This window comes from Streptomyces sp. NPDC057280 (assembly GCF_042668605.1).
Lineage (GTDB): Bacteria > Actinomycetota > Actinomycetes > Streptomycetales > Streptomycetaceae > Streptomyces.
This window is the reverse complement of sequence record NZ_JBHUYR010000004.1, coordinates 770,359-790,202: the sequence shown is the minus strand read 5'-3', so window position 1 is coordinate 790,202 and position 19,844 is coordinate 770,359. Positions and strand designations below refer to the sequence as shown.

Genomic DNA, 19,844 nt, shown 5'->3' with positions numbered 1-19,844 from the left:
ACAGTGACAGGATGTATCCGTGCCTCTGACCTCGTTCTCTTCTCCACTCATCGGGCGTGACGACGAGCTGTCCCGCCTCGCCTCCGTGCTCGAACGCGCCCGCGGCGGGGCCGCTCGGGGTGTGCTCATCGGAGGGGACGCCGGGGTCGGCAAGACCCGGTTGCTGGACGAGGTCACCCATGGCGCCGCCCGGGACGGGATGACCGTGCTCACCGGGCACTGCGTCGACCTCGGGGACGTCGGTCTGCCCTATCTGCCGTTCACCGAGATCCTGGGGGTGCTGGCCGCCGACGAACGGTTCGCGGGCGTGCTCGCCGGCCATCCGGTGGTCGACCGGCTGCTGGGCGGCGGCACCGACGACGTGCGGGACATGGGCGGGCGGCTGCGGCTCTTCGAAGGGATCGCCGGACTTCTGGCCGATCTCTCGGACGTGGCACCCGTGCTGCTCGTCCTGGAGGACCTGCACTGGGCCGACCAGTCCTCGCGCGATCTGCTGCGGTTCCTGCTCAGCCGGGGCATTCTGCAGCGGCCGGCCGGCGGAGCACCCACGCATCGCCTCGCGGTGTTCGCGTCGTACCGCGCCGACGACCTGCACCGCCGTCACCCGCTGCGGCCGTTGCTGGCCGAGCTGGTGCGGCTGCCCGCCGTGGAGCGGCTGGAGCTGCGGCCGCTGGCCGACACCGAGGTGGCACAGCTCGTCCAGGCCCTGTGGGACCGGCCGCTGCCGGACGCCACGGTCCGGCGCATCGTGGAGCGGGCCGAGGGCAACGCCTTCTACGCCGAGGAACTCGTCGCCGCCACCGACACCGAGGTGGGCGGAGTGCCGAGCGGGCTGGCCGACGTCCTGCTCATCCGCTTCGAGCAGCTGTCGGACACCGCTCAACTGGTGCTGCGCACGGCCGCCGTCGCCGGACGACGGGTCGAGCACGACCTGCTGAGCGAGGCCGTCGGGCTCCCCGAGGACGAGCTGGAGTCGGCGCTGCGCGAGGCCATCGGGCGACAACTGCTCGTGCCGGGCGACGGCGACACGTACTCCTTCCGGCACGCCCTCGCCCGGGAGGCCGTCTACGCCGATCTGCTGCCCGGCGAACGGGCCCGGCTGCACGGCGCGTTCGCCCGGCTGCTGACCGGACGCGGCCATCGCGCCGAGACGGCAGCGGAGCGGGCCCACCACTACCGCGAGAGCCACGACCTCGCCGAGGCCCTGGCCGCCTCGCTGGAGGCGGCCGATCACGCCCAGCGGGTCGGGGCGCCGGCCGAGGAGCTACGGCATCTGGAGACGGCCCTCGACCTGTGGTCGGCGGTGGAGGCGTCCGCCCGCCCCTCCGAGGACCGGGTCACGCTCACCCTGCGCGCCTCCGCCGCGGCCGCACACGCCGGCGAGTCGCATCGCGCGGTCTCCCTGACCCGGGCCGCGCTCGCGGGCATCGACCAGGACGCCGACTCCGAGCTGGCCGCCCGGATCCGCTACACCCTCGCCGGGAACCTGATCAGCGTCGACAACCTGACCGCGGCGTTCGCCTACAGCAGTGAGGCGCTCGCCCTCATCCCGGCCGAGCCGCCGTCCCGGACCTGGGTGTGGGCCGCGGCCACCCATGTGATGGCGGCGCGCCATGTCGGGGAGAACGAAACCGCGGTGCGGGTCGCCCGCGAGGCCCTGCGGGTCGCCGAGCAGCTGGGGGCGTCGGATGCCCGGGCCGACCTGCTCATCTCCCTCGCCGGTCTGGAGGGCGCCGGCCGGCGCACCCCCGAGGGGCGCGAACGCCTCGCCCGGGCCCGGGAGTTGGCGCACGCCTCGGGCAACGCGTCCGTGGAGCTGCGGGCCCTGTTCAACCTGGCCATCGGCAGCTACGAGTCCGGTGACCTCGAAGAGGCACTCCCCCACCTGTCCGAGGGCATCGACCGGGCCCGCCGCGCGGGGCTGCTGTCCTCGCTGTATCCGCAGGCGATGCGCCATCTCCAGCTCCTGGTGCTCTACACGCTGGGCCGCTGGGACGAGGCGCTGCGCGCGGCGCACGGGGCCGGGATGCTGCCCGCGATCGACGGGTACGCGGCCGGGCCCGCGCTCTATGTCGCCCTCGCGCGCGGCGACTTCACGGCCGTCGACCGGGCCCGCGCCCTGCTGCGGGGCCCCTTCGACTGGATGGCCACCCTCGTCGCGGCCATCGCGCTGACCGAGGCGGCGTCGCTGCGCGGGGACGCCGAGGCAGCGGTGGAGCAGGTGCGTTCGTCCGTGAAGGCCCTCACCGACGACGCGGGCACCCGTCCCGACGTCGCGGTCCGGCTCGCCGCTCTCGCGCTGTCCGCGGTCGCCGACACCACCGCCGGGCTGCGGCTGAGCGGTGACGAGGCGGGCGCGAAACGGTGGGCGGCGCCGGCGGACGAGCTGGTGGAGCTGGCCCGGCACACGGCCGCGCGCGGCGACGACGGGAATCCGCAGGGTCCGGAAGGGCAGGCGTGGCTGGCCCGCGCCGAGGCGGAGTGGGCACGGGCGGTGTCCGGTCCGGACGTGGCGGCCTGGGCGCGGGCGGTCGCCGCGTTCGACTTCGGCGACACCTACGAACACGCTCGCTGTCAATTTCGCTATGCGGAGGCTCTGTTGGCGGCCGACCGGCGCGAGGAGGCGGCCGCTCAGGCCGGTGCGGCGCGCGAGGCGGCACTGCGGCTGGGGGCGACGCTCCTGCTGGAGCAGACGGACGCGCTGATCCGCCGGGGCAGGCTGTCGACCGCCCCGGCGGACAGCTCCTCGCCGCTCACCGCCCGCGAGCAGGACGTGCTGCGGCTCCTCGCCCTCGGCCGCAGCAACCGGCAGATCGGCGAGGAGCTGTTCATCAGCGGCAAGACGGCCAGCGTCCATGTCTCCAACATCCTGGCCAAGCTGGGCGCCGCGAGCCGTACCGAGGCGGTGGCCGTCGCCTATCGCGAGGGCCTGATCACCCCTCAGTGACGGGCCGTCAGTTCCCGGCGCAGTCCAGGCTGCCGGGGTCGACGGCGTCCGCCATCGCCTGCATGCCCTTGTCGTTGGGGTGGATGTGGTCCCCGCCGTCGAAGAAGGGCAGCATCCGCTCGTGGTCGTAAGGGCTGCGCAGGACGCGGTCGAAGTCGGTGACGGCGTCGAACTCCCCGCTGCCCCTGATGAACTCGTTCACCTCCTGTCGTACGGCCTCGGCGGCGGGGTCCCATTCCGACCAGCCCTTGAAGGGGCCGACGGTGGAGACGACGAGGCACTTGCCGGCCGCGTGCACCCGGTCGGCGATCTGCCGGTAGCCGTCGATCAGGTCCTGGGCGGTGACACCGGTGTGGGACTTGATGTCGTTGACTCCCTCGAAGAGGAAGACCGTGCGGACGCCCGGCAGGGAGAGCACGTCGCGGTCCAGCCGGTTCAAGGCACTCTGGCCCGGGCCGTCCGTCAGCACCCTGTTCCCCGAGATGCCCTCGTCGGCCACACCCTTGACCGTGCTCGACGACCTCTGGAGGCGTCGGGCCAGGTAGTCGGGCCAGCGGCGGTTCAGGTCGGTCGTGGACTGCCAGCCGTCCGTGATCGAGTCCCCTAGCGCGACGACCGCGCCGATGCCGGGGGACGCTCGCACGGAGACCGCGTCGAGGTAGAACCAGGAGCCGATCGATGTGGCCCACCCGTCGCCGCTCTCCTCGGCGGTGTGGTCGCCCTCGGTGAGGTAGGAGGTCTGCATCGCCATCCAGTGGCCGGTGACCGGGCCCGCCGCGTCCGGGCTGTGGACGCTGACCACCAGATCCGTCGCGGCGGGCAGCTTCCCGGGCAGCGGATCGCTGTAAACGGTGCTCCCGGCCGGGACGGTGACGGAGTCGGCTCCGGCGAAGGTGAGCCGCCGGTTGCTGCCGCGGACCAGCTCGGCGCCCTCCTTCCGCAGCCCGGCGTAGACGCTGTCGAAGGTCACCGGCCGGTCGCCGAAGGCGTTGGAGAGCCGGATGCGCAGTTCCCGGCCGGCGACGCTGGTGTGCACGACCATGCGGTAGCCGCGGTCGGCGACCGCCTCGCCCATGCGGTCGGCACTCGCGCCCCAGGTGACGACGCCGTCGGGCGGGAACTCCGCGGCCGACGCCGACGGGACCTGGAGGGCCGCCGCCATCAGGACGGCCGCCACCAGGCGGCGCGGCCGGGTCACCGGGCGAAGTCCTTCAACGTGACGGAGGCGCCCGGTCGCACCGTCACCGTGCGACTCGTCCCCCCGAACTCCACGGCCGTGGTGCGGCCGCCGACGCTGCGGATGCGTGCCTCGATCGGTATCCCATCCGTCCACCGTAGGTCCACGACGAAACCGCCCCGCGCCCCCACCCCGGTGACGGACCCGGAAGCGGCCCAGGCGTCGGGGAGAGCCGGGAGGAGTTCGATGTGGCCCGGCCGGGAGTAGAGGAGCATCTCGATCATCGCGGCCGGGGTGCCGAAGTTGGCGTCGATCTGGAAGATGCCGCGGCCTTTGGCCACCTCGTAGATGTCGAAGAGGTTGAACGCGGTGCCGTTGCTGCCGTCGCTGGACGGGCGGAGGTTGTTGACCACCAACCGGTAGGCGTTCTCCGCGTTCTTGAGGCGGGCCCAGCACAGCGAGCGCCAGGCGTTCGCCCAGCCGAAGCTCTCCATGCCGCGGGCGGTGAGCAGGGCGGTGGCGCCCGCCACCAGGTCGGACGGGGAGGACCCGGGGCGGATGCGGTCGCCGGGGAAGAGACCGACGAGCGGGGACAGATGGCGGTGGGTGGTCTCCCCGAGGTTGTCCGGGGACATCCACTCCTCCAGCCACCCCGTCTTCGGGCTGACCTGCGGCAGATGGAGCCGCTTGCGGAGCCCCGCGACGGTGGCGGCGAAGCCGCTGTCCCGTTGCAACTCTGCGGCGGCGACACAGTAGTTGCCGAAGAGCGCCCACACGAGTTCCTGGGCGTAGGTGATGCCCTTGGCATCGAGCGGCCCGTGTTCGGGCGACCAGTCGCTGTCGGCGATGAGCACCTCCCGCGTGCTGCCCGGCAGGGTGATGGTGAGAAGCCGGGCCTCCCAGAACTCGCAGGCGCCCTTCAGGAGGGGGTAGATCCTCTCCAGATGGGTGCGCGAGCCGGTGAACTCGTAGTGCTCCCACAGGGAGTTGCACAGCCAGGCATTCCCCGCCGGGTGCCACCACCAGCCGCCCCCGCCGTACGGGTTGGTGGAGATGGCGACGGTCCAGCCGGCGTTCCTGCCGGTGGAGTTGCGGTAGCGGTTGCGCGGGTCGTTGAAGAGGCGGCGGGTCAGGTCGGTCCAGGACGGCAGCTGGGCCAGGCAGTAGTCGGTGAGGGCGTCGAAGGACCGGGAGAGGCCTGCCCGGTCGGCCATCCAGTAGTTCATCTGGATGTTGATGTCGGTGTGGTAGTCGCCCATCCAGTCCGGGTCGTTGCCGTCCAGCCACAGGCCCTGGAGGCCCAGCGGCAGGCTGTCCCGTGATCCGGCGATCATCAGATAGCGGCCGAACTGGAGGTACTGCGCCTCCAGTTCGGGATCGGGAACCCCGTCCCGGGCGCGGGCCGTGAGCCGCTCCCAGGTGTCCAGCGCACGCTGCTCGGCCGTCGACGTGCCGAGGGAGAGATCGAGCCGGCCGAAGAGCGCGTGGTGGTCGGCGGCATGGGTGCGCAGCAGGACGTCGGCCGAGTGCGCGGCGGCGTCGCGGACCTTGGCGCGGGCCAGCTTCTGGGGGTCGAGAGCGGGATCGCGGTAGCCGGTCCGCGCGTCGGGAGCGTAGTTCGTACCACCGCTGACCAGCACGGTCAGCTCCCGGCAGCCGGAGAAGTCGATGCGGGTCCCGTGCACGGCGACCCGGCCGCCGCTGCCGTACGCCTTGACCGCCGCCCCGTAGCGAAGCCCGTTGGGGAAGGCCGCCCCGAAGGAGACGCCCGTCTCGCCCTCACCGTGCGTTCCCTCCAAGGTCACGGAGCCGGTGTACCGGCCACCGCCGCTCTGGGTGAAGTGCAGGACGATGACGTCGTCGGGGTGGCTGGCGAAGATCTCCCGGCGGTAGGTGACGCCGGAGCGGACATACGACGTGGTGAGCACACCGCGGGCGAGGTCGAGGGCGCGGCGGTAGCCGTTGACGGTGGACAGGTCGTGGTCGGGGAGGTCCACGGTGAGCCGGGCGAGCAGGGTGAAGGAACCGAAGTCCGTGCGCCCGTAGGGGAACTGGCCGTCGGCGTCGAGGGTGTCGTTGAGGCCGCCGGTCCACATCGTGGCGTCGGTGACGAGGAGGAGTTCACGCCCGGGGTCGTTGCTCGCCAGGGCGCCGAGGCGGCCGTTGCCGACGGGCAGGCCCTGTTCGATCATCGAGTGCTCGTCGGCGGGGGCCTGCCACCAGAGGGTGGTGTCTGAACTGCCGCTGTACGGAAGGGAGTCGGGCCGGTCCGGGGCGGCGGTGGCGGTGTACGTCGGCAGGCCGGCGAGGGCGCCGGTCGCCGCGGCGAGGGTCAACAGGTTGCGTCTGGACGGTGCGGGGGTCATGACGGCTCCTGGTGGGGATCAGGGCTGGGGGACGTCGATCCGGTCGATGTCCGGCGCGTAGCCGGTACCGCTGTCGAAGGTGACCGTGTTGGTGCCGGCCTTCAGCGTCACGGGCACGTGGACGCTCGACACCGTGCCCCAGTCGCCGGTGGCGGGGAACTTGTGGGCGGTTCCCGCGCCGCCGTTGGCGGAGACGTTCACCGAGCGGGCGTCGCCGCTGACGTAGGCAACCTTGATCTGGTAGGTGCCGGCCTTGGGGGCCACGACACCGTTGACGGTCAGCTTGCCGCCGAGGTAGAGGTTGCCGACCTTCTTTCCGCCGGAGCAGGCGGAGCAGTCGGCGACGGAGGCGTTGCCGGAGAGGGTGTTCGACGGGGACTCGGCCTCGATGCCGGTCCACCGCAGCGTCGTTCCGTGCGGGGTGACGGTGAACAGGCGGGAGCCGTGGGCGGGCAGCGCCTCGGTGATCCTGTTCCTGTAGGTGCCGAGGTTCTCGTGGTTCCACAGGTCGCGGACGGCCGCCTTGCCGGTGAAGCCGAGGGTGGACCAGTCGGCGGTCACCGAGGCCGGCTTGTCGGCGAGGTTGAACAGGGCGACGGTGTAGGTGCCGTCGGTGTTCTTCGCGGCCCACACCTGCTGCGGGTCGGACGGGGTGACCGGGTGCGCGGGCGGGTCGGCGCCCTGGTCGACGGCGATGACCTCGCGGTTGGTCAGCAGAGACAGGCCGTAGGAGTCGAGGCGGGTGAGGTCGTCGCCGGTGTAGAGCGGGGACTTGGCGATGGCCCACAGGGTGGCGTAGCTCTGCCGTTCGGCCTTGGTCAGGCCGTCCATCTCGCCGTTGCCGACGTCGAGTGAGTCGAGGTCGTTCCAGCCGCCGGGGCCGGCGTGCCGGGTCCAGGCCGGGGTGTCGTCCCAGCGGTCGTCGACGGAGTTCTCCCAGCTGACGAGGGTGTTGCAGTAGCACTCGACGTCGGTGTCGACGCGCCAGCCCTGCGAGTACTTCTTCCAGTCGGCGGCATGGCCGATGTCCAGGGACCAGGACAGCTCGAGGTGGATCGGGCGGCCGGTGGCGGCGATCGCCTTGTTCCAGGCGGCCACATCGGCAACGTTGTCGTACTGGTCGCCGCTCTTGCCGGAACCCGGGCCGACGCCGTCGAGCTTGAGGAAGTCGTAGCCCCAGTCGGCGATCAACCGGGCCTGCGAGTCGATGTACTTGGCGGCGCAGGGCTTGGCGAAGTCGAGTTTGTAGGAGCTGTCCCAGCCGTTGGTGGTGCGCAGGTCGTCGTAGACGATGTCGGCGGTGGTGCAGCCGTCCGCGTTCCAGATCGGTGTCTTCCCGCCGCCGTAGGCGCCCTTCTCCAGTCCGGCCGGGAGGTAGATGCCGGCCTTGAGGCCCTTGGCGTGGAGGTCGTCGGCGACGGCCTTCATGCCGCGCGGGAAGCGGGTCGGGTCCGGCTTCTGCCGACCGTAGTCGTCGAAGCCGGACTTCCAGGCCTTGTCCATCCACCAGCCGGCGTCGATGTTGACGTACTCGTAGCCGTACTTCTTCAGCTTGGCGGCCAGGGCCCGGGCCTGCTTCAGGACGTTGGCCTCGGTGAGGTAGCTGTAGTCGCCGTCCGGGTTGAGACCGGGGTACTTGGAGGACTGCATGCTCCAACTCGACCAGCCCATGTAGGGCTTGGCGGCGAGTGCGGGAGCGGTGGTCTCGGCGTGGGCCGTCGGCGCGGCGACGACGGCACCGGCGGTCAGGGCCAGCACCGCCAGGGCTCTGAGGGCGCGTGCGGGCATGGCGGAGTACGAGGATGACCGCATGGGTCGTACCTCCAGGGTGGGTGCGGGTTCGGTTTGTCTGTCGGCTCGGATCAGGTGTCGGCTCGGACGAAGGACTGGATCGCGGTGGCCGCGGCCCCGCGGGCCCACTCCTCGAAGGGCAGCGGGCGGGTCCGGACGTCGCACTGGGCGGCGGAACCGAAGGCGGCCGCGGTGAAGGCGTCGCGGATGTGCTCGGCGAACAGGTCGTAGGCGGCCAGCCCCTCGCCGGAGATGATCACGCGCTCGGGGCCGAGGAGGTTGGCGACGGTGGCGATGCCGCGCCCGATCGCCTCTCCGGCGCGCGCGTACACCTCCCTTGCCCCGGGGACGCCTTCGTGGGCCATGGCCAGGGCCTGGGCGGCGTCGACGAGTGGGACGCCGGTGGTCTCCCGGATCTGCCGGACGACGGCCGCCTCCCCCGCGATCGCCTCCACACAGCCGCGGTTGCCGCAATGGCAGGGCGGGCCGTTCGGGTCGATGGTGACATGGCCGATCTCACCGGCCACGCCGTGCGCCCCGGCGACCACCCGGCCGTGGACGACGAGACCGCAGCCGATGCCGGCACCGACGGTCACCACGGCGAAGTCGGACAGTCCGGCACCGGCGCCGAACCACTGCTCGGCGACGGTCAGGGCGCGTACGTCGTTGTCGACGGTGACCGGCAACCCCGTGGTCGTCGTGGCGAGTTCGGCGAGGGGTACGTCACGCCAGTCGATGAACGGCGAGTAGCGGACGGTGCCTTCGGCGCGGTCCACGTCTCCGGAGACGGCGACGCCGAGGCCCAGGACGGGGGCCCGCAGGCCGTCCGCTGCCGCGAGGAGGTCGTGCACCAGGTCGGCGATCGACGCCAGGACCTGCTTCGGGGTGCGGTCGGGCAGCGGCACGTGCCGGGCCGTGCGGATGCGGCAGCACAGGTCGGTGAGGACGCCGATGACCTCGTCGCCGGTCACCTTGACGCCGACGAACAGGGCCCGATCGCCGTTCACCCGGACCAGGTTGGCGGGCCGCCCGAGTGATGGACGGGACTCCTCGTCCGCGTCCTCCACCAGGTAACCGGCCTCGATGAGGGGCCGTACCGCCTTGGTGACGGCGGCCGGGGAGAGACCGACGCGGCGGGCCACCTCCAGCCGGGCGAGGGGACCTTGGGTGAGGACGGTGGTGAACACCTGTGCGGCGGCAGGGGTGTTGGCGGGGAACGTCTCGGCACGAGGGGGCGGACCGGTCGGGCGCATGGCCGAAAACCTATGAGGGTTCTTTTCCATCGTCAATAAAAGAAACAGAATTGACGGTGAGCCGGCTCCGCGCGGCCAGTGCGGCGGTGTGAGCGGCGTGGCCCGGCCGCCAGGCGAGAGGTGCCCGGCGGCCGGGGTGGGTCAGTGCCGTGCCGCGGGCGCGTTGGCCGGGGTCACGTTGACGGCGGCCCAGGAGCGGTCCACCGCCTTGTACTCCGTGCTGCCCGCGCCGTAGAGGTCCTTGGCCGCCTTCAGCGTCGCCACGCGGGCGTCGTGGAAGTCGGTCGTGGAGACCATGTAGCGGGTCAGGGCGCGGTAGTAGATGGCCGTGGCCTTGGAGCGGCCGATGCCCTTCACGGGGAGGCCGTCGAAGGTCGGCGAGTCGTAGGTGACGCTGCCGATCGTCTTGCGGCCGCTGCCCTCGGCAAGCAGGTAGTACGCGTGCGAGGAGACACCGGAGCCGGCGTGCACCTCGGCGTCGTAGACCGCCGGCGACCAGTAGTCGATGGCGCCTTCGAGGACGTCGAGGGACGGCTTGTCGAGGCGGCGCAGGAACTTCTGGTCCAGGCCGAGCTTCTCGCCGAGCAGGTAGTTCGGCGGGTTCTTCGGGTTGTTGGCGCTGAACTCGACGTTGGAGCCGAAGATGTCGGCGAGCGACTCGTTGAGCGAGCCGGCTTCGCCGTACTGGTTGCCGTCCTGGTCGACCCGGGTGGGCTCCAGTCGGGCGGTGGCGTCCACGACACCGTGGGTGAGCTCGTGGCCGGTGACGTCGAGGACGACGAGCGGCTTCTTGAAGAAGTCCCCGTCGCCGTCGCTGTACAGCATGCAGCCGCAGTACGAGTCCCAGAACGCGTTGGCCACCTTGTTGCCGAAGTGGACCATCGCCTTGGCGCCCTTGGAGTTGTTGGCGATCCCCTTGCGGCCGAAGGTCTTCTTGTAGAAGTCCAGGGTCTTGGTGATGCCGTACTGGGCGTCGACGGCGGCGCTGGCCCGGTTGGAGACGGCGCCGTTGCCCCACTTGTTGGTGGTGGAGGTGAACTTCTTGCCGCGGGCGAAGTTCTCCAGCTCCTGGCCCTTGGCGTCGCGGGTCTCGGTGCCCCAGCGGGTGGGGTCCTTCAGGAGGTAGCTGCGGGTGCCCGTCTTGGTGGTGGTGAGCGGGACCTTGCCGGCGAAGAGGGAGTTACCGGTGCCGGAGGCCGTGGCCGCGAGCGCGGAGGCCTGCGGGGCGGTGCCGGTGGCGGGGTCGAGGGTCTCGCCGCGCTCGCGCAGGGTCTCGATGAGCTTGGGCGAGAGGAACTCGTCGCTGTCCGGCGTGTTGCTGCGCACCTTGCCGGTGAGGGCGTCGACGACGACCGTGCGGGAGCCGGCCTCCACGGTGGCGCTGTCGGTGACGCGCACCTGGTAGGCGAGGGCCGCAGCGCCGTCGCGGGCGTCGACGACGAGTTCGGCCGGTCCGGCGTCGCCCTTCGCGACGGCGGCGGCCTTCTCCTCGGCCTGGTCGGCGGTCAGCCGGGCGCGCGTGGTCTCGGGGTCGACCTTGTGGTCGGCCGCCCGGGTGACGCCGGCGTAGGTCAGACGCTCGGTGAGGTGGACGACGAGGTCGCCGCCGAGGACCGGCATCCCCTGATGCGACCGGATGAACCGGACGTGCCGGGCGCCCTCCGGGTCGATCAGCACGTCCTGGGCCTGGAGTTCGTCGCCCTGGGCGACTCCGGTGGCGGAGGCGTGGGCGAACGCGGCGGCACGGGCCGCCTCCACGACGGTCGCGGCGGTCACGGCCGTGGCCTGGTCGGGCTTCCCCGTGGACGGGCCGGCGAAGGCCGTGCCCGCGAGCCCCGTGGCGGCCGTCGCCACCGCGACGGCGACGGCCAAGCTGCGTATATGGGGTCTACGCACTATTGAGGGTTCCTTCGTGCGAAGGCGGCCGGGATCACCAACCGCCCTGGGACATGGCGCGGTTGGGCGCCATGGGGGCTGGTCGGGCCCCGGGTCGCAACCCTTACGGATGAGTCATGTCCACGTAAAGCCTAAATCATCGGTTTTCTGGCTTTTCATGGCAATACTTTGCAAATCCGCACCGCCCAGTGATCAGCGGGTGACCAACTGTGCGTCGGCTGTGGAGATGTGACGGAATGCGAGAAGGTTGCCCGGCGTCCGTGTGACCGATCTCGCATCGAGGGCTCGCCGCCAGAAACGGGAGAAACAGTCGGATGTCATCACAAATGCTGCGTAGCGCAACGGTGTCGGGGACGGTACTGCTCTCCCTGCTGGCGGTACCGGCCCACGCCACGGCGGACAGCACGGCCGCGGGCTCCACCGGGGCCGTGGCCCTGGCGAAGCCGGACCTCGAGGGTGTCCGGGCGGTGCTGCGCACGGCCCGGCGACAGGGCGCGCCCGGCGCACTGGCCCGGATCGACGACAGCGGCACGGTCTACCGGGCGGTCACCGGAGTCGCCGACCGCGGGACCGGACGCACCATCAGCACGCTCGACCGGTTCCGCATCGGCTCCGTCACCAAGACCTTCTCCGCCGTGGTGCTGCTCCAGCTGGTCGACGAGAAGAAGCTCCGGCTCGACACGTCGGTCAACCACTACCTGCCCGGTCTGCTGCCCGACGACGGCATCACCGTGCGGCACGTCCTGAGCCACCGCAGCGGCCTGTACGACTACACCAACGACATGTTCGCCAGCACGGTCCCGGGCTTCGAGGCCGTCCGCACCAAGGTCTTCACCTACCGCGACCTGGTCAAGCGCTCACTGCGGCACGCCCGCACCAACCGGCCCGGCGCCGCCTACTCGTACTCCAACACCAACTTCGTCGTCGCCGGGATGCTCATCGAGAAGCTGACCGGCAAGTCCGTGCGGACGGCGTACCAGGACCGCATCTTCGAACCCCTGAAACTCCGCGACACCTTCTACGTCCACCCGGACACGAAGCTCCCCGGCCGTCACGCCCGTGGCTACCTCACCCCGGACACGCCCGGCGCGGCGTTGGTCGACGCCACCCGGCAGACCACGTCCTGGGCGCAGAGCGCGGGCTCGATCATCTCCACCGCCGGGGACCTCAACACGTTCCTGTCCGCGCTGCTCCGCGGAAAGCTGACGTCCGCCGCGAGCCTGGACCAGATGCAGCGCTGGTGGAAGGTGAACAGCAACACCTCCTACGGCCTCGGGCTGCGCCGCCGGACACTGTCCTGCGGGGTATCGGTGTACGGCCACACGGGCGCCGTCCAGGGCTACTACACGTACGCGTTCACCTCGAAGGACGGCAAGCGCAGCCTCAGCGCGGCCGTCAACACCTCCAACAACGGAACGGTCCTCAACACGATGTTCGGCACCCTGGAGTCGGCGTTCTGCGGCAAGCGGGCGAAGACACTGCGCGGCTCGGCGGCCGGGGTCGAGCAGCACGAGGACATCGCGCCGGGGGTCCCCAGGGACTGAGCCGACGGGAGACGGGAACCGCGGGAGGGCTGGACGACGGGCGAGAACCCGATCGGCGGGAACCGCGCAGTGTCCGGACGACGGGCGAGGGCCTGGTCGGCGGAAACCCCGCGCGGGCCCGAAAACTAGCACAAGCGCGGTCGCGGGACCCCGCGCAGGCCGGACGGCAGGGGAGGGCCCAGTCGACGGGAACCCCGCGCGGGCCCGACAACAAGCCGCGCCCAGTCGGCGAGAACCCCGCACGGGCCCGACAACAAGCGCAACCGCGGTCGCGGGACCCCGCGCAGGCCGGACGGCAGGGGAGGGCCCGGGCGGCGGAAACCCCGCGCGGGCCCGACAAAAGCGCAAGCCCAGTCGACGGAGCCCCGCACGGGCCGGACGACAGGTGAGCGCCCAGTCGGCGGGAACCCCGGGCGGGCGGACGGACGTTGTCCGGATGCGCCCGCCCGGGGCTCCGCACTTCGACCCAGCAGGACGGCCCGATGACCGAGTTGGTTCCCGGGGGCAATCTGCCCCTCCCGGGCGGCATCATCACCGTCCGGGTTCCCGGCCCGTTCGACGTGTCCGCGCTGATCACCGACGAGGACGGCAAGGTCCGGGGCGACGCCGACTTCGTCTTCTACAACCAGCCCGCCGCCCCCGGCGCCCGGCTCACCGGCGACACCCTGACCCTCGACCCGGCCCGGCTGCGTGCCGGCGCCGCCAAGGTCACGGTCGTCGTCAGCCCGGCCGACCCCGGCACTCCCCTGGGCCGGCTGCCCGCCCCCGTCCTCGGCGTCACCGGTCCCGGCGGCCGCCTGCTGGCCCGCTTCGCCCCGCCCCGGCCACGGCAGGAGACCGTCCTGCTCCTCGCGGAGGTCTACCGGCGCGGCCCTGGCTGGAAGCTGCGCGCCCTCGGCCAGGGGTACGCCGACGGACTGGCCGGTCTGGCACGGGACTTCGGCGTGGAGGTGGCCGACGACACGCCCCCGCCTCCCCTCGCGCCGCAGACCGCCCCTGCCCCCTCCTCCCCCGACCCCGACGGCTTCCTCGGGCTGGTCAACTCCGCCCGCGCCGCCGCCGGTTCCCCGCCCGTCGCCCTGGACGCCCGCCTCACCTCAGCCGCCCACGCCCACGCCTCCGCCATGGCCGCGTCGGGTCGTCTCGGCGTCGAGACCCGGGACGGCGTCTCCGTCTACCAGCGCCTGACCGCCACCGGATACACGTACGTCACCGTCGGCGAGCACCTCGTCTCCGGCCCGCGCAGCCCCGCCGAGTTCGTCGACTACTGCCTGCGCACCGTCCAGCCCCGGCAGACCCTGCACGACCCGGCGTTCACACACGCGGGTCTGGCGTACGTCCCCGACCACCGCTCCGGCGACCTCTACTGGACAGCCCTGTGGGCCCGCCCCCTCACTCCCGCCGACCTGACCCGGACCACCTCCGAGGTGGTCGACCGCACCAACCGTGAGCGCACCCGCCACGGTCTGCCGCCCCTGACCGTCGACCCCCGTCTCACCGCCGCCGCCCAGGCCCACAGCACGGACATGATCGTCCGCGCCTTCTACTCCCACACCTCACCGGACGGCAGCCGGCCGTGGGACCGGGCCGCCGCCGCGGGCGCGAGCCGGCGCTCGATCGGCGAGAACATAGCCTGCGGGCAGCGCTCCCCCGCCGAGGTCGTCGAGGGCTGGATGAACAGCCCCGGTCATCGCGCCAACATCCTCAAGCCGGACTTCACCCACATCGGGATCGGCTTCGCGGGCGGCGGTTCGGCGGGCACGTACTGGACCCAGCTCTTCGGCGCCTGACCCCGGTGGCCCCGCTCCGGTCCGACACGCCGCCGGCCGGCCCCGTGACGGAACGAAACCCTCCGGGACACCATGCCCTCATGAAGGGTGATCTGTTTTCCAGTGAGCACATGGTCCAGCCGGCCACGGCGCCGGGTATGACGGTCGAGAACGCCAAGTGCATCAGGTACGCGGTGAACGGTGAGATGCTCGCCCGCCAGGGCTCGATGATCGCGTATCGCGGCAGTCTCCAGTTCGAGCGCAAGGGCCAGGGCGTGGGCGGCATGCTGAAGCGTGCGGTCACCGGCGAGGGCCTGCCGCTGATGGCCGTGCGCGGTCAGGGCGAGGCCTGGTTCGCGCAGGAGGCGCAGAACTGCTTCGTCGTCGACGTCGACCCCGGCGACGAGTTCACGGTCAACGGGCGCAACGTCCTGTGTTTCGACGCCTCGTTGTCGTACCGGATCGCGACGGTGAAGGGCGCCGGCATCAGCGGGGGCGGCCTGTTCAACAGCGTCTTCACCGGGCAGGGCCGCCTCGGCCTGGTCTGCGAGGGCAATCCGCTGGTCATACCGGTCTCGGCGCAGTACCCGGTGTACGTCGACACCGACGCGGTCGTCGGCTGGACGGCCGGCCTCCAGACCTCCCTGCACCGCTCGCAGTCCATCGGCTCGATGCTGCGAGGAGGGTCGGGGGAAGCGGTCCAGCTGATGCTCCAGGGCCAGGGCTACGTCGTCGTACGCCCGAGCGAGACCTCCCCGCACAAGCCGCAACAGCACTGACGCCCCGGAACGCGTATCGGCGACATCGTCATGCGCGCCCGCTGGACTTCCTGGTCCGGCGGGACTTGTGAGACGGCCGTCCCGGAACCCGGTTGACCGGCGCCGCGTGCCGCGTCAGGGTCGGAGCGGTGCGGGACGTCCGTGCCGGGAAGGGTGACTGCCTTGATCGGGATCTCCGAGATCGAAGCCGCGGCCGAGCGGATCGCCGGACACGTCGTCCGCACCCCCACCGTGCCGAGCCCCGGCCTGTCCGCTCTGCTCGGCGCTCCGGTCACCGCCAAGCTCGAACTCCTCCAGCGCACCGGCTCGTTCAAGGCGCGCGGCGCGACGGCGAAGCTGCTCTCGCTGAGCGCGGCCGAACGGGCCGCCGGGGTGGTCGCGGTCAGCGGCGGCAACCACGGCATCGCGCTCGCGATGACGGCCGCGGACCTCCATGTGAAGGCCACGGTGGTCATGCCGCGCTCGGCGCCCGCCCGTGCCGTGGAGATCGCCGAGGCGGCCGGTGCCGCGGTGCGGCTGACCGAGGACATGGACGGCGCGTTCTCGCTGGTGACCCGGCTGCGCGACGAGGGGCTCACGCTGGTCCATCCGTTCGACGACCCGCTGGTGGTCGCCGGGCAGGGCACCGTGGGCCTGGAGTTCGCGGACGACGCCGGCGAGCTCACGGACGTCCTCGTCAGCATCGGGGGCGGCGGGCTGATCGCAGGCGTGGCGGCGGCGCTGCGCGCCCGGCGTCCGGGCGTGCGGATCTGGGGTGTGGAGACCGAGGGCGCCACGGCCATGTCCGAGGCGCTGGCGGCGGGCGGGCCGGTGCCGGTCGCGCTGTCGTCGATCGTGTCCACGCTCAGCGCCCCCGCCGTCTCGCAGCTGACGTACGACCATGTGTCGGCGCTGGTCGACGAGGTGCTCGTGGTGACCGACCGGGAAGCCGTGCGGGGCTCACTCCAGCTCGCCGACCACGCCAAGGTGTGGGCCGAGCCCGCCGCGGGCTGTCTGCTGCCCGCGGCGCGGCGCGTGCTGGAGCGGGTCGGGGACGGGGCCCGGCTGGGACTGGTCGTGTGCGGCGGCAACGCGACGCCCGGGGACGTCATGGCATGGGCGGAACGATTCGGCCTTCTCTGACCATTCGTCACCCATCCTTGACCAATCGTCAAATCCGGCTCGTTGACTGCATGTCAGGAAAGCAGTTGCCCTTCGGCTGAACGCACCCGGTCGCGCCCTTCGTACCTGTGGGAAAGGTGAGAGCCAGGGGTTCAGCGAGGGATGAGCATGGGCGAGGCGCACGTCTCCACACAAGAGCTGGTCGCCGGACGGTACCGGCTCCTGGACGTCCTCCACCGCGAGACCAACCGCGTCTGCTGGCGCGGCGAGGACGTCGAGGCCGGCCGCCCCTGTCTCCTCACCCAGATCGGGCTGCCGCCCGACCCCGACGGGGAGGGCGCGCGGCGGGCCGTCGCCCGGGTCGTGCGGATGTCCCAGACCATGGGCCGGCTCTGCCCGGGCCGGGTCGCCGCGGTCGTCGACGCCGTCGAGGAGTACGGCACCCTGTGGACCGTCACCGAGTGGATCGACGGCACCCCGCTGGGCGAACTCCTGGAACGCCAGGGCACGTTCGACCACGCGCGCGCGGCCCGCATCGGCCTGGAACTGCTCGACGTGCTGGAGGCCGGGCACGGCGAGGGCATCACCCACGGCGAGCTCAGTCCGGGCCAGGTGTTCGTGCGGGACGACGGCCCCCTCGTCGTCACGGGCTTCGGGCTGGCCGGGGCGACCCTCGCCCCCCGGGTCAGCGCACCGTCGTACGCCTCCCCGGAGCAGGCCCGTGACGAGCGGATCGGTCCGGCCGCGGACCTGTGGGCGCTCGGCGCGATGCTCTACACCATGGTCGAGGGCCGGCCCCCCTTCCTGGACCGCGACAGCCCGTCGACGACGCTGAAGGGAGTGGACCGGCTGCCGCTGCGCGGCCCGGTGCGGGCCGGACCGCTCACCCCGACCGTGCAGGGGCTGCTCCGGAAGAACTCCCGGGAACGGCTCAGCCGTCAGCTCGTCCGCGAGGCCCTCGCCCGCGTCGTGAGCGACGACCCGGACGCCGTGTCGGCCGAGGCCCCCGCCTCCCGGCTGGGCCGCCTCTACGCCGCCGGACCGGGCCGGAACCGGCGCATGATGGCCGCGGGCACGGCGCTGGCCGTCGTCACCGTCACGGCCGCGGTTCTCGCCGCGACCGGCCTGCTCCCCACGGGTTCCGACAACTCCGCGGCGGACGCCCCACCGGTCAGACCCACGGCCTCGGCCCCCGGCGGACAGCCGGCCCAGCCGTCGGTGAAGCCGACCCCCACCCCGACCCCCACCCCGACGCCGCCTCCGACCCCCACGCCCACCCCCACCCCCGAAGCGACCAGCGCGGCCCCGTCCCCGACCCCGGAGTTCCAGCACTACACCGCACCTCAGGGCTTCTCCGTCGCGCTCCCCCGGGGCTGGAAGGTGCTGAGCACGAGAACGCAGGACGACCTGGCCTACCGGGTCGTCCTCGGCGCCGAGGACGACCCCCGCACCCTCGCCGTCACCTACAGCACTCGGGTGGGCGACGACCCGGTCGCCGTCTGGCGGGACGACGTCGAGCCGTCGCTCAAGCAGTACGGCGACTACCAGCGCGTCGGGGAGATCCGCGCGACCACGTACCAGGGCCGCGAGGCCGCCGACATGGAGTGGCTCGCCACCGTCGACGGCACCCGCGTGCGGACCCTGGGCCGGGGCTTCCTCATCGGCGGCGGCCGCGGGTTCTCGCTGCGCTGGACGACCCCGGCGGCCGACTGGGACGACGCCGCCAACCAGAGGGCCCTGGAGACGATCCTGCGGACCTTCAGGGTGCCGTCAGACTGAGTCGCGGGGTGCGCGCATCGCCCCGATGCGGGAGCTGTGCAGCGGCTGCGTGCGCCATGTCGCGGTGAACGTCCGGTCCGTGAGCGAGCAGGTCACGTCGACGTGGTGCGGTGTCTCCAGCAGCGCCACGTCGAGCACGAGGGTGTCCTCGCCGGTCCGGCCTCCGCTCACCGCGGCCGGTACCGGGCCCTCGGTGACGGTCCAGCCGGGCTCACCGCACCCCAGCTCCAGCCGCTGCCCGTCCTCGACGAACGTCACCCGCCGGCCGTCCGCGGCGACCTCCACGGCCGTCAGCTTCGGAAGACCCGCGCAGCCACCGCCGTACGGCGTGAACGTGACGGCGTCCTCCAGCGGGACCGGTTTGCCCGCGGCCGGCGGCAGCGCGAGCCCGGCCAGGCGCTCGGCCAGCGAGGCGTCCGCGTCCCGCGCTTCCCGCCCGAACGCCGGGAGCAGATGCCGCCAGACCAGGTCGAGGACGGCCTGCATCTGGTCGGTGGCCCCGGTGAACGCGATCACGGCGTCCTGCTCGGGCAGCACGAGGCAGTACTGCCCGTACGCCCCGTCGCCGCGATAGCCGTGCCGGGACAGCCAGAACTGGTAGCCGTACCCCTGCCGCCAGTCCGCCGACCAGGTCTCGTCCCCGCTCGCGATGTGGGACCGGGTCGCCTCCTCGACCCACCCCGCGGGCAGCAGCCGCTCCCCCTCCCACACGCCGTCCTGGAGGTAGAGCTGCCCGAGGCGGGCGATCGCGTCGGTGGTGGCGTGCAGTCCGCTGAAGCCGAGCTGGCGCCCGGTCCGGTCGGTCCGCCAGGCCACCTCACCGATGCCGATCGGGTCGAACAGACGCGGGCGCAGATAGTCGGTGAGGGTCTGGCCGGTGACCCGCTGGACGATCGCGGCGAGGGTGTAGGTGGTGGGCTGGTTGTAGGCGAAGACCGTGCCCGGGTCGCCGTCCGGCGGCAGCAGAAGGAAGCCGCGCACCGGCTCCTCGGGGTCCGCCGCCAGCGCCCGCTCATGGGTCTCGGCCGCGTGCCCGCTGGCCATCGTCGCGACATGCCGGACGAGCATCGCGCGGCTGCGCGGGTCGGTGATGTCGGCGTCGAACTCCGGGAAGTAGGAGATCACCGTGTCGTCGAGCCGGAGCAGCCCCTCGGCCACGGCGAAGGCGGCGGCCGTCGCCGTGAAGCTCTTGCTGAGCGAGTACAGCAGATGGGGGCGGTCGGCGGTGTACGGCGCCCACCAGCCGGAGGCCACGAGCCTGCCGTGGCGCAGCAGCATCAGGCTGTGCGGCTCGATGTCGGGGGCGGCTTCCAGGGCGTCGAGGAAGGCGTGGACGCCGGACGCGTCGACGCCTTCGGCGGACGGGGTGCTCGTGGGCAGCGGGCGAACACTCATGCGGGCATCCTCCCCCGGCGGTCCCGCCATGATCCAGATGCCGGTCG

At 72.3% G+C, this 19,844-nt stretch carries 12 protein-coding genes; 6 read left to right on the top strand and 6 right to left on the bottom strand.

Annotation, left to right across the window (positions count from 1 at the left end; genetic code table 11):
* Positions 1-19: 19 nt before the first annotated feature.
* Positions 20-2,947: an AAA family ATPase gene (locus ACFUO4_RS27420; RefSeq protein ID WP_383489637.1), complete on the top strand. Its 2,928-nt coding sequence runs from the start codon at positions 20-22 to the stop codon at positions 2,945-2,947.
* Positions 2,948-2,954: 7 nt separating this feature from the next.
* Here ACFUO4_RS27420 and ACFUO4_RS27415 read toward each other — a convergent pair whose 3' ends face one another.
* The 5 genes from ACFUO4_RS27415 to ACFUO4_RS27395 form a co-directional block, all read right to left on the bottom strand.
* Positions 2,955-4,109 carry an SGNH/GDSL hydrolase family protein gene (locus tag ACFUO4_RS27415; RefSeq protein WP_383489822.1) on the bottom strand — a complete coding sequence of 385 codons (1,155 nt, stop codon included), beginning with the start codon at positions 4,107-4,109 and terminating at the stop codon, positions 2,955-2,957.
* A 32-nt stretch (positions 4,110-4,141) separates the two neighbouring features.
* Positions 4,142-6,490: a glycoside hydrolase N-terminal domain-containing protein gene (locus ACFUO4_RS27410; RefSeq protein WP_383489634.1), complete on the bottom strand. Its 2,349-nt coding sequence runs from the start codon at positions 6,488-6,490 to the stop codon at positions 4,142-4,144.
* Between the two features lie 18 nt (positions 6,491-6,508).
* Entirely contained in the window at positions 6,509-8,302 is a 1,794-nt protein-coding gene (locus tag ACFUO4_RS27405) for an alpha-galactosidase D (RefSeq protein WP_383489631.1), read from the bottom strand.
* A gap of 50 nt (positions 8,303-8,352) precedes the next feature.
* Entirely contained in the window at positions 8,353-9,534 is a 1,182-nt protein-coding gene (locus ACFUO4_RS27400; protein ID WP_383489628.1) for an ROK family protein, read from the bottom strand.
* Between the two features lie 141 nt (positions 9,535-9,675).
* The gene (locus ACFUO4_RS27395) at positions 9,676-11,406 is read right to left on the bottom strand and encodes a M4 family metallopeptidase (protein WP_383489626.1); all 1,731 of its coding nucleotides are present in this window, start codon (positions 11,404-11,406) and stop codon (positions 9,676-9,678) included.
* Positions 11,407-11,756: 350 nt separating this feature from the next.
* On the opposite strand from ACFUO4_RS27395, the gene ACFUO4_RS27390 reads away from it, so the two are divergent.
* From ACFUO4_RS27390 to ACFUO4_RS27370, 5 genes are all read left to right on the top strand, one after another.
* A complete protein-coding gene (locus tag ACFUO4_RS27390; RefSeq protein ID WP_383489623.1) occupies positions 11,757-12,974 on the top strand; it encodes a serine hydrolase domain-containing protein in 1,218 nt (405 codons plus the stop codon).
* Between the two features lie 482 nt (positions 12,975-13,456).
* On the top strand, positions 13,457-14,764 hold the full coding sequence (locus ACFUO4_RS27385) for a CAP domain-containing protein (RefSeq protein ID WP_383489620.1): 1,308 nt from the start codon (positions 13,457-13,459) through the stop codon (positions 14,762-14,764).
* An 80-nt stretch (positions 14,765-14,844) separates the two neighbouring features.
* Positions 14,845-15,522, top strand: a complete 678-nt coding sequence (locus ACFUO4_RS27380) for an AIM24 family protein (protein ID WP_383489617.1) — start codon at positions 14,845-14,847, stop codon at positions 15,520-15,522.
* 162 nt (positions 15,523-15,684) lie between these two features.
* Positions 15,685-16,644: a threonine/serine dehydratase gene (locus tag ACFUO4_RS27375; protein WP_383489614.1), complete on the top strand. Its 960-nt coding sequence runs from the start codon at positions 15,685-15,687 to the stop codon at positions 16,642-16,644.
* A gap of 141 nt (positions 16,645-16,785) precedes the next feature.
* On the top strand, positions 16,786-18,402 hold the full coding sequence (locus tag ACFUO4_RS27370; protein WP_383489612.1) for a serine/threonine protein kinase: 1,617 nt from the start codon (positions 16,786-16,788) through the stop codon (positions 18,400-18,402).
* On the opposite strand, the gene ACFUO4_RS27365 is transcribed toward ACFUO4_RS27370, so the two are convergent.
* Positions 18,394-19,797, bottom strand: a complete 1,404-nt coding sequence (locus ACFUO4_RS27365) for a serine hydrolase domain-containing protein (protein WP_383489610.1) — start codon at positions 19,795-19,797, stop codon at positions 18,394-18,396. The genes ACFUO4_RS27370 and ACFUO4_RS27365 overlap by 9 nt on opposite strands.
* Between the last annotated feature and the right edge of the window lie 47 nt (positions 19,798-19,844).

Excerpts from the sequence above, each read along its gene's own strand:
- ACFUO4_RS27405 (WP_383489631.1), bottom strand. The coding sequence starts at position 8,302 with ATGCGGTCATCCTCGTACTCCGCCATGCCCGCACGCGCCCTCAGAGCC.
- ACFUO4_RS27400 (WP_383489628.1), bottom strand. The coding sequence starts at position 9,534 with ATGCGCCCGACCGGTCCGCCCCCTCGTGCCGAGACGTTCCCCGCCAAC.
- ACFUO4_RS27410 (WP_383489634.1), bottom strand. The coding sequence starts at position 6,490 with ATGACCCCCGCACCGTCCAGACGCAACCTGTTGACCCTCGCCGCGGCG.
- ACFUO4_RS27415 (WP_383489822.1), bottom strand. The coding sequence starts at position 4,109 with ATGGCGGCGGCCCTCCAGGTCCCGTCGGCGTCGGCCGCGGAGTTCCCG.
- ACFUO4_RS27370 (WP_383489612.1), top strand. The coding sequence starts at position 16,786 with ATGAGCATGGGCGAGGCGCACGTCTCCACACAAGAGCTGGTCGCCGGA.
- ACFUO4_RS27365 (WP_383489610.1), bottom strand. The coding sequence starts at position 19,797 with ATGAGTGTTCGCCCGCTGCCCACGAGCACCCCGTCCGCCGAAGGCGTC.
- ACFUO4_RS27380 (WP_383489617.1), top strand. The coding sequence starts at position 14,845 with ATGAAGGGTGATCTGTTTTCCAGTGAGCACATGGTCCAGCCGGCCACG.
- ACFUO4_RS27385 (WP_383489620.1), top strand. The coding sequence starts at position 13,457 with ATGACCGAGTTGGTTCCCGGGGGCAATCTGCCCCTCCCGGGCGGCATC.
- ACFUO4_RS27390 (WP_383489623.1), top strand. The coding sequence starts at position 11,757 with ATGCTGCGTAGCGCAACGGTGTCGGGGACGGTACTGCTCTCCCTGCTG.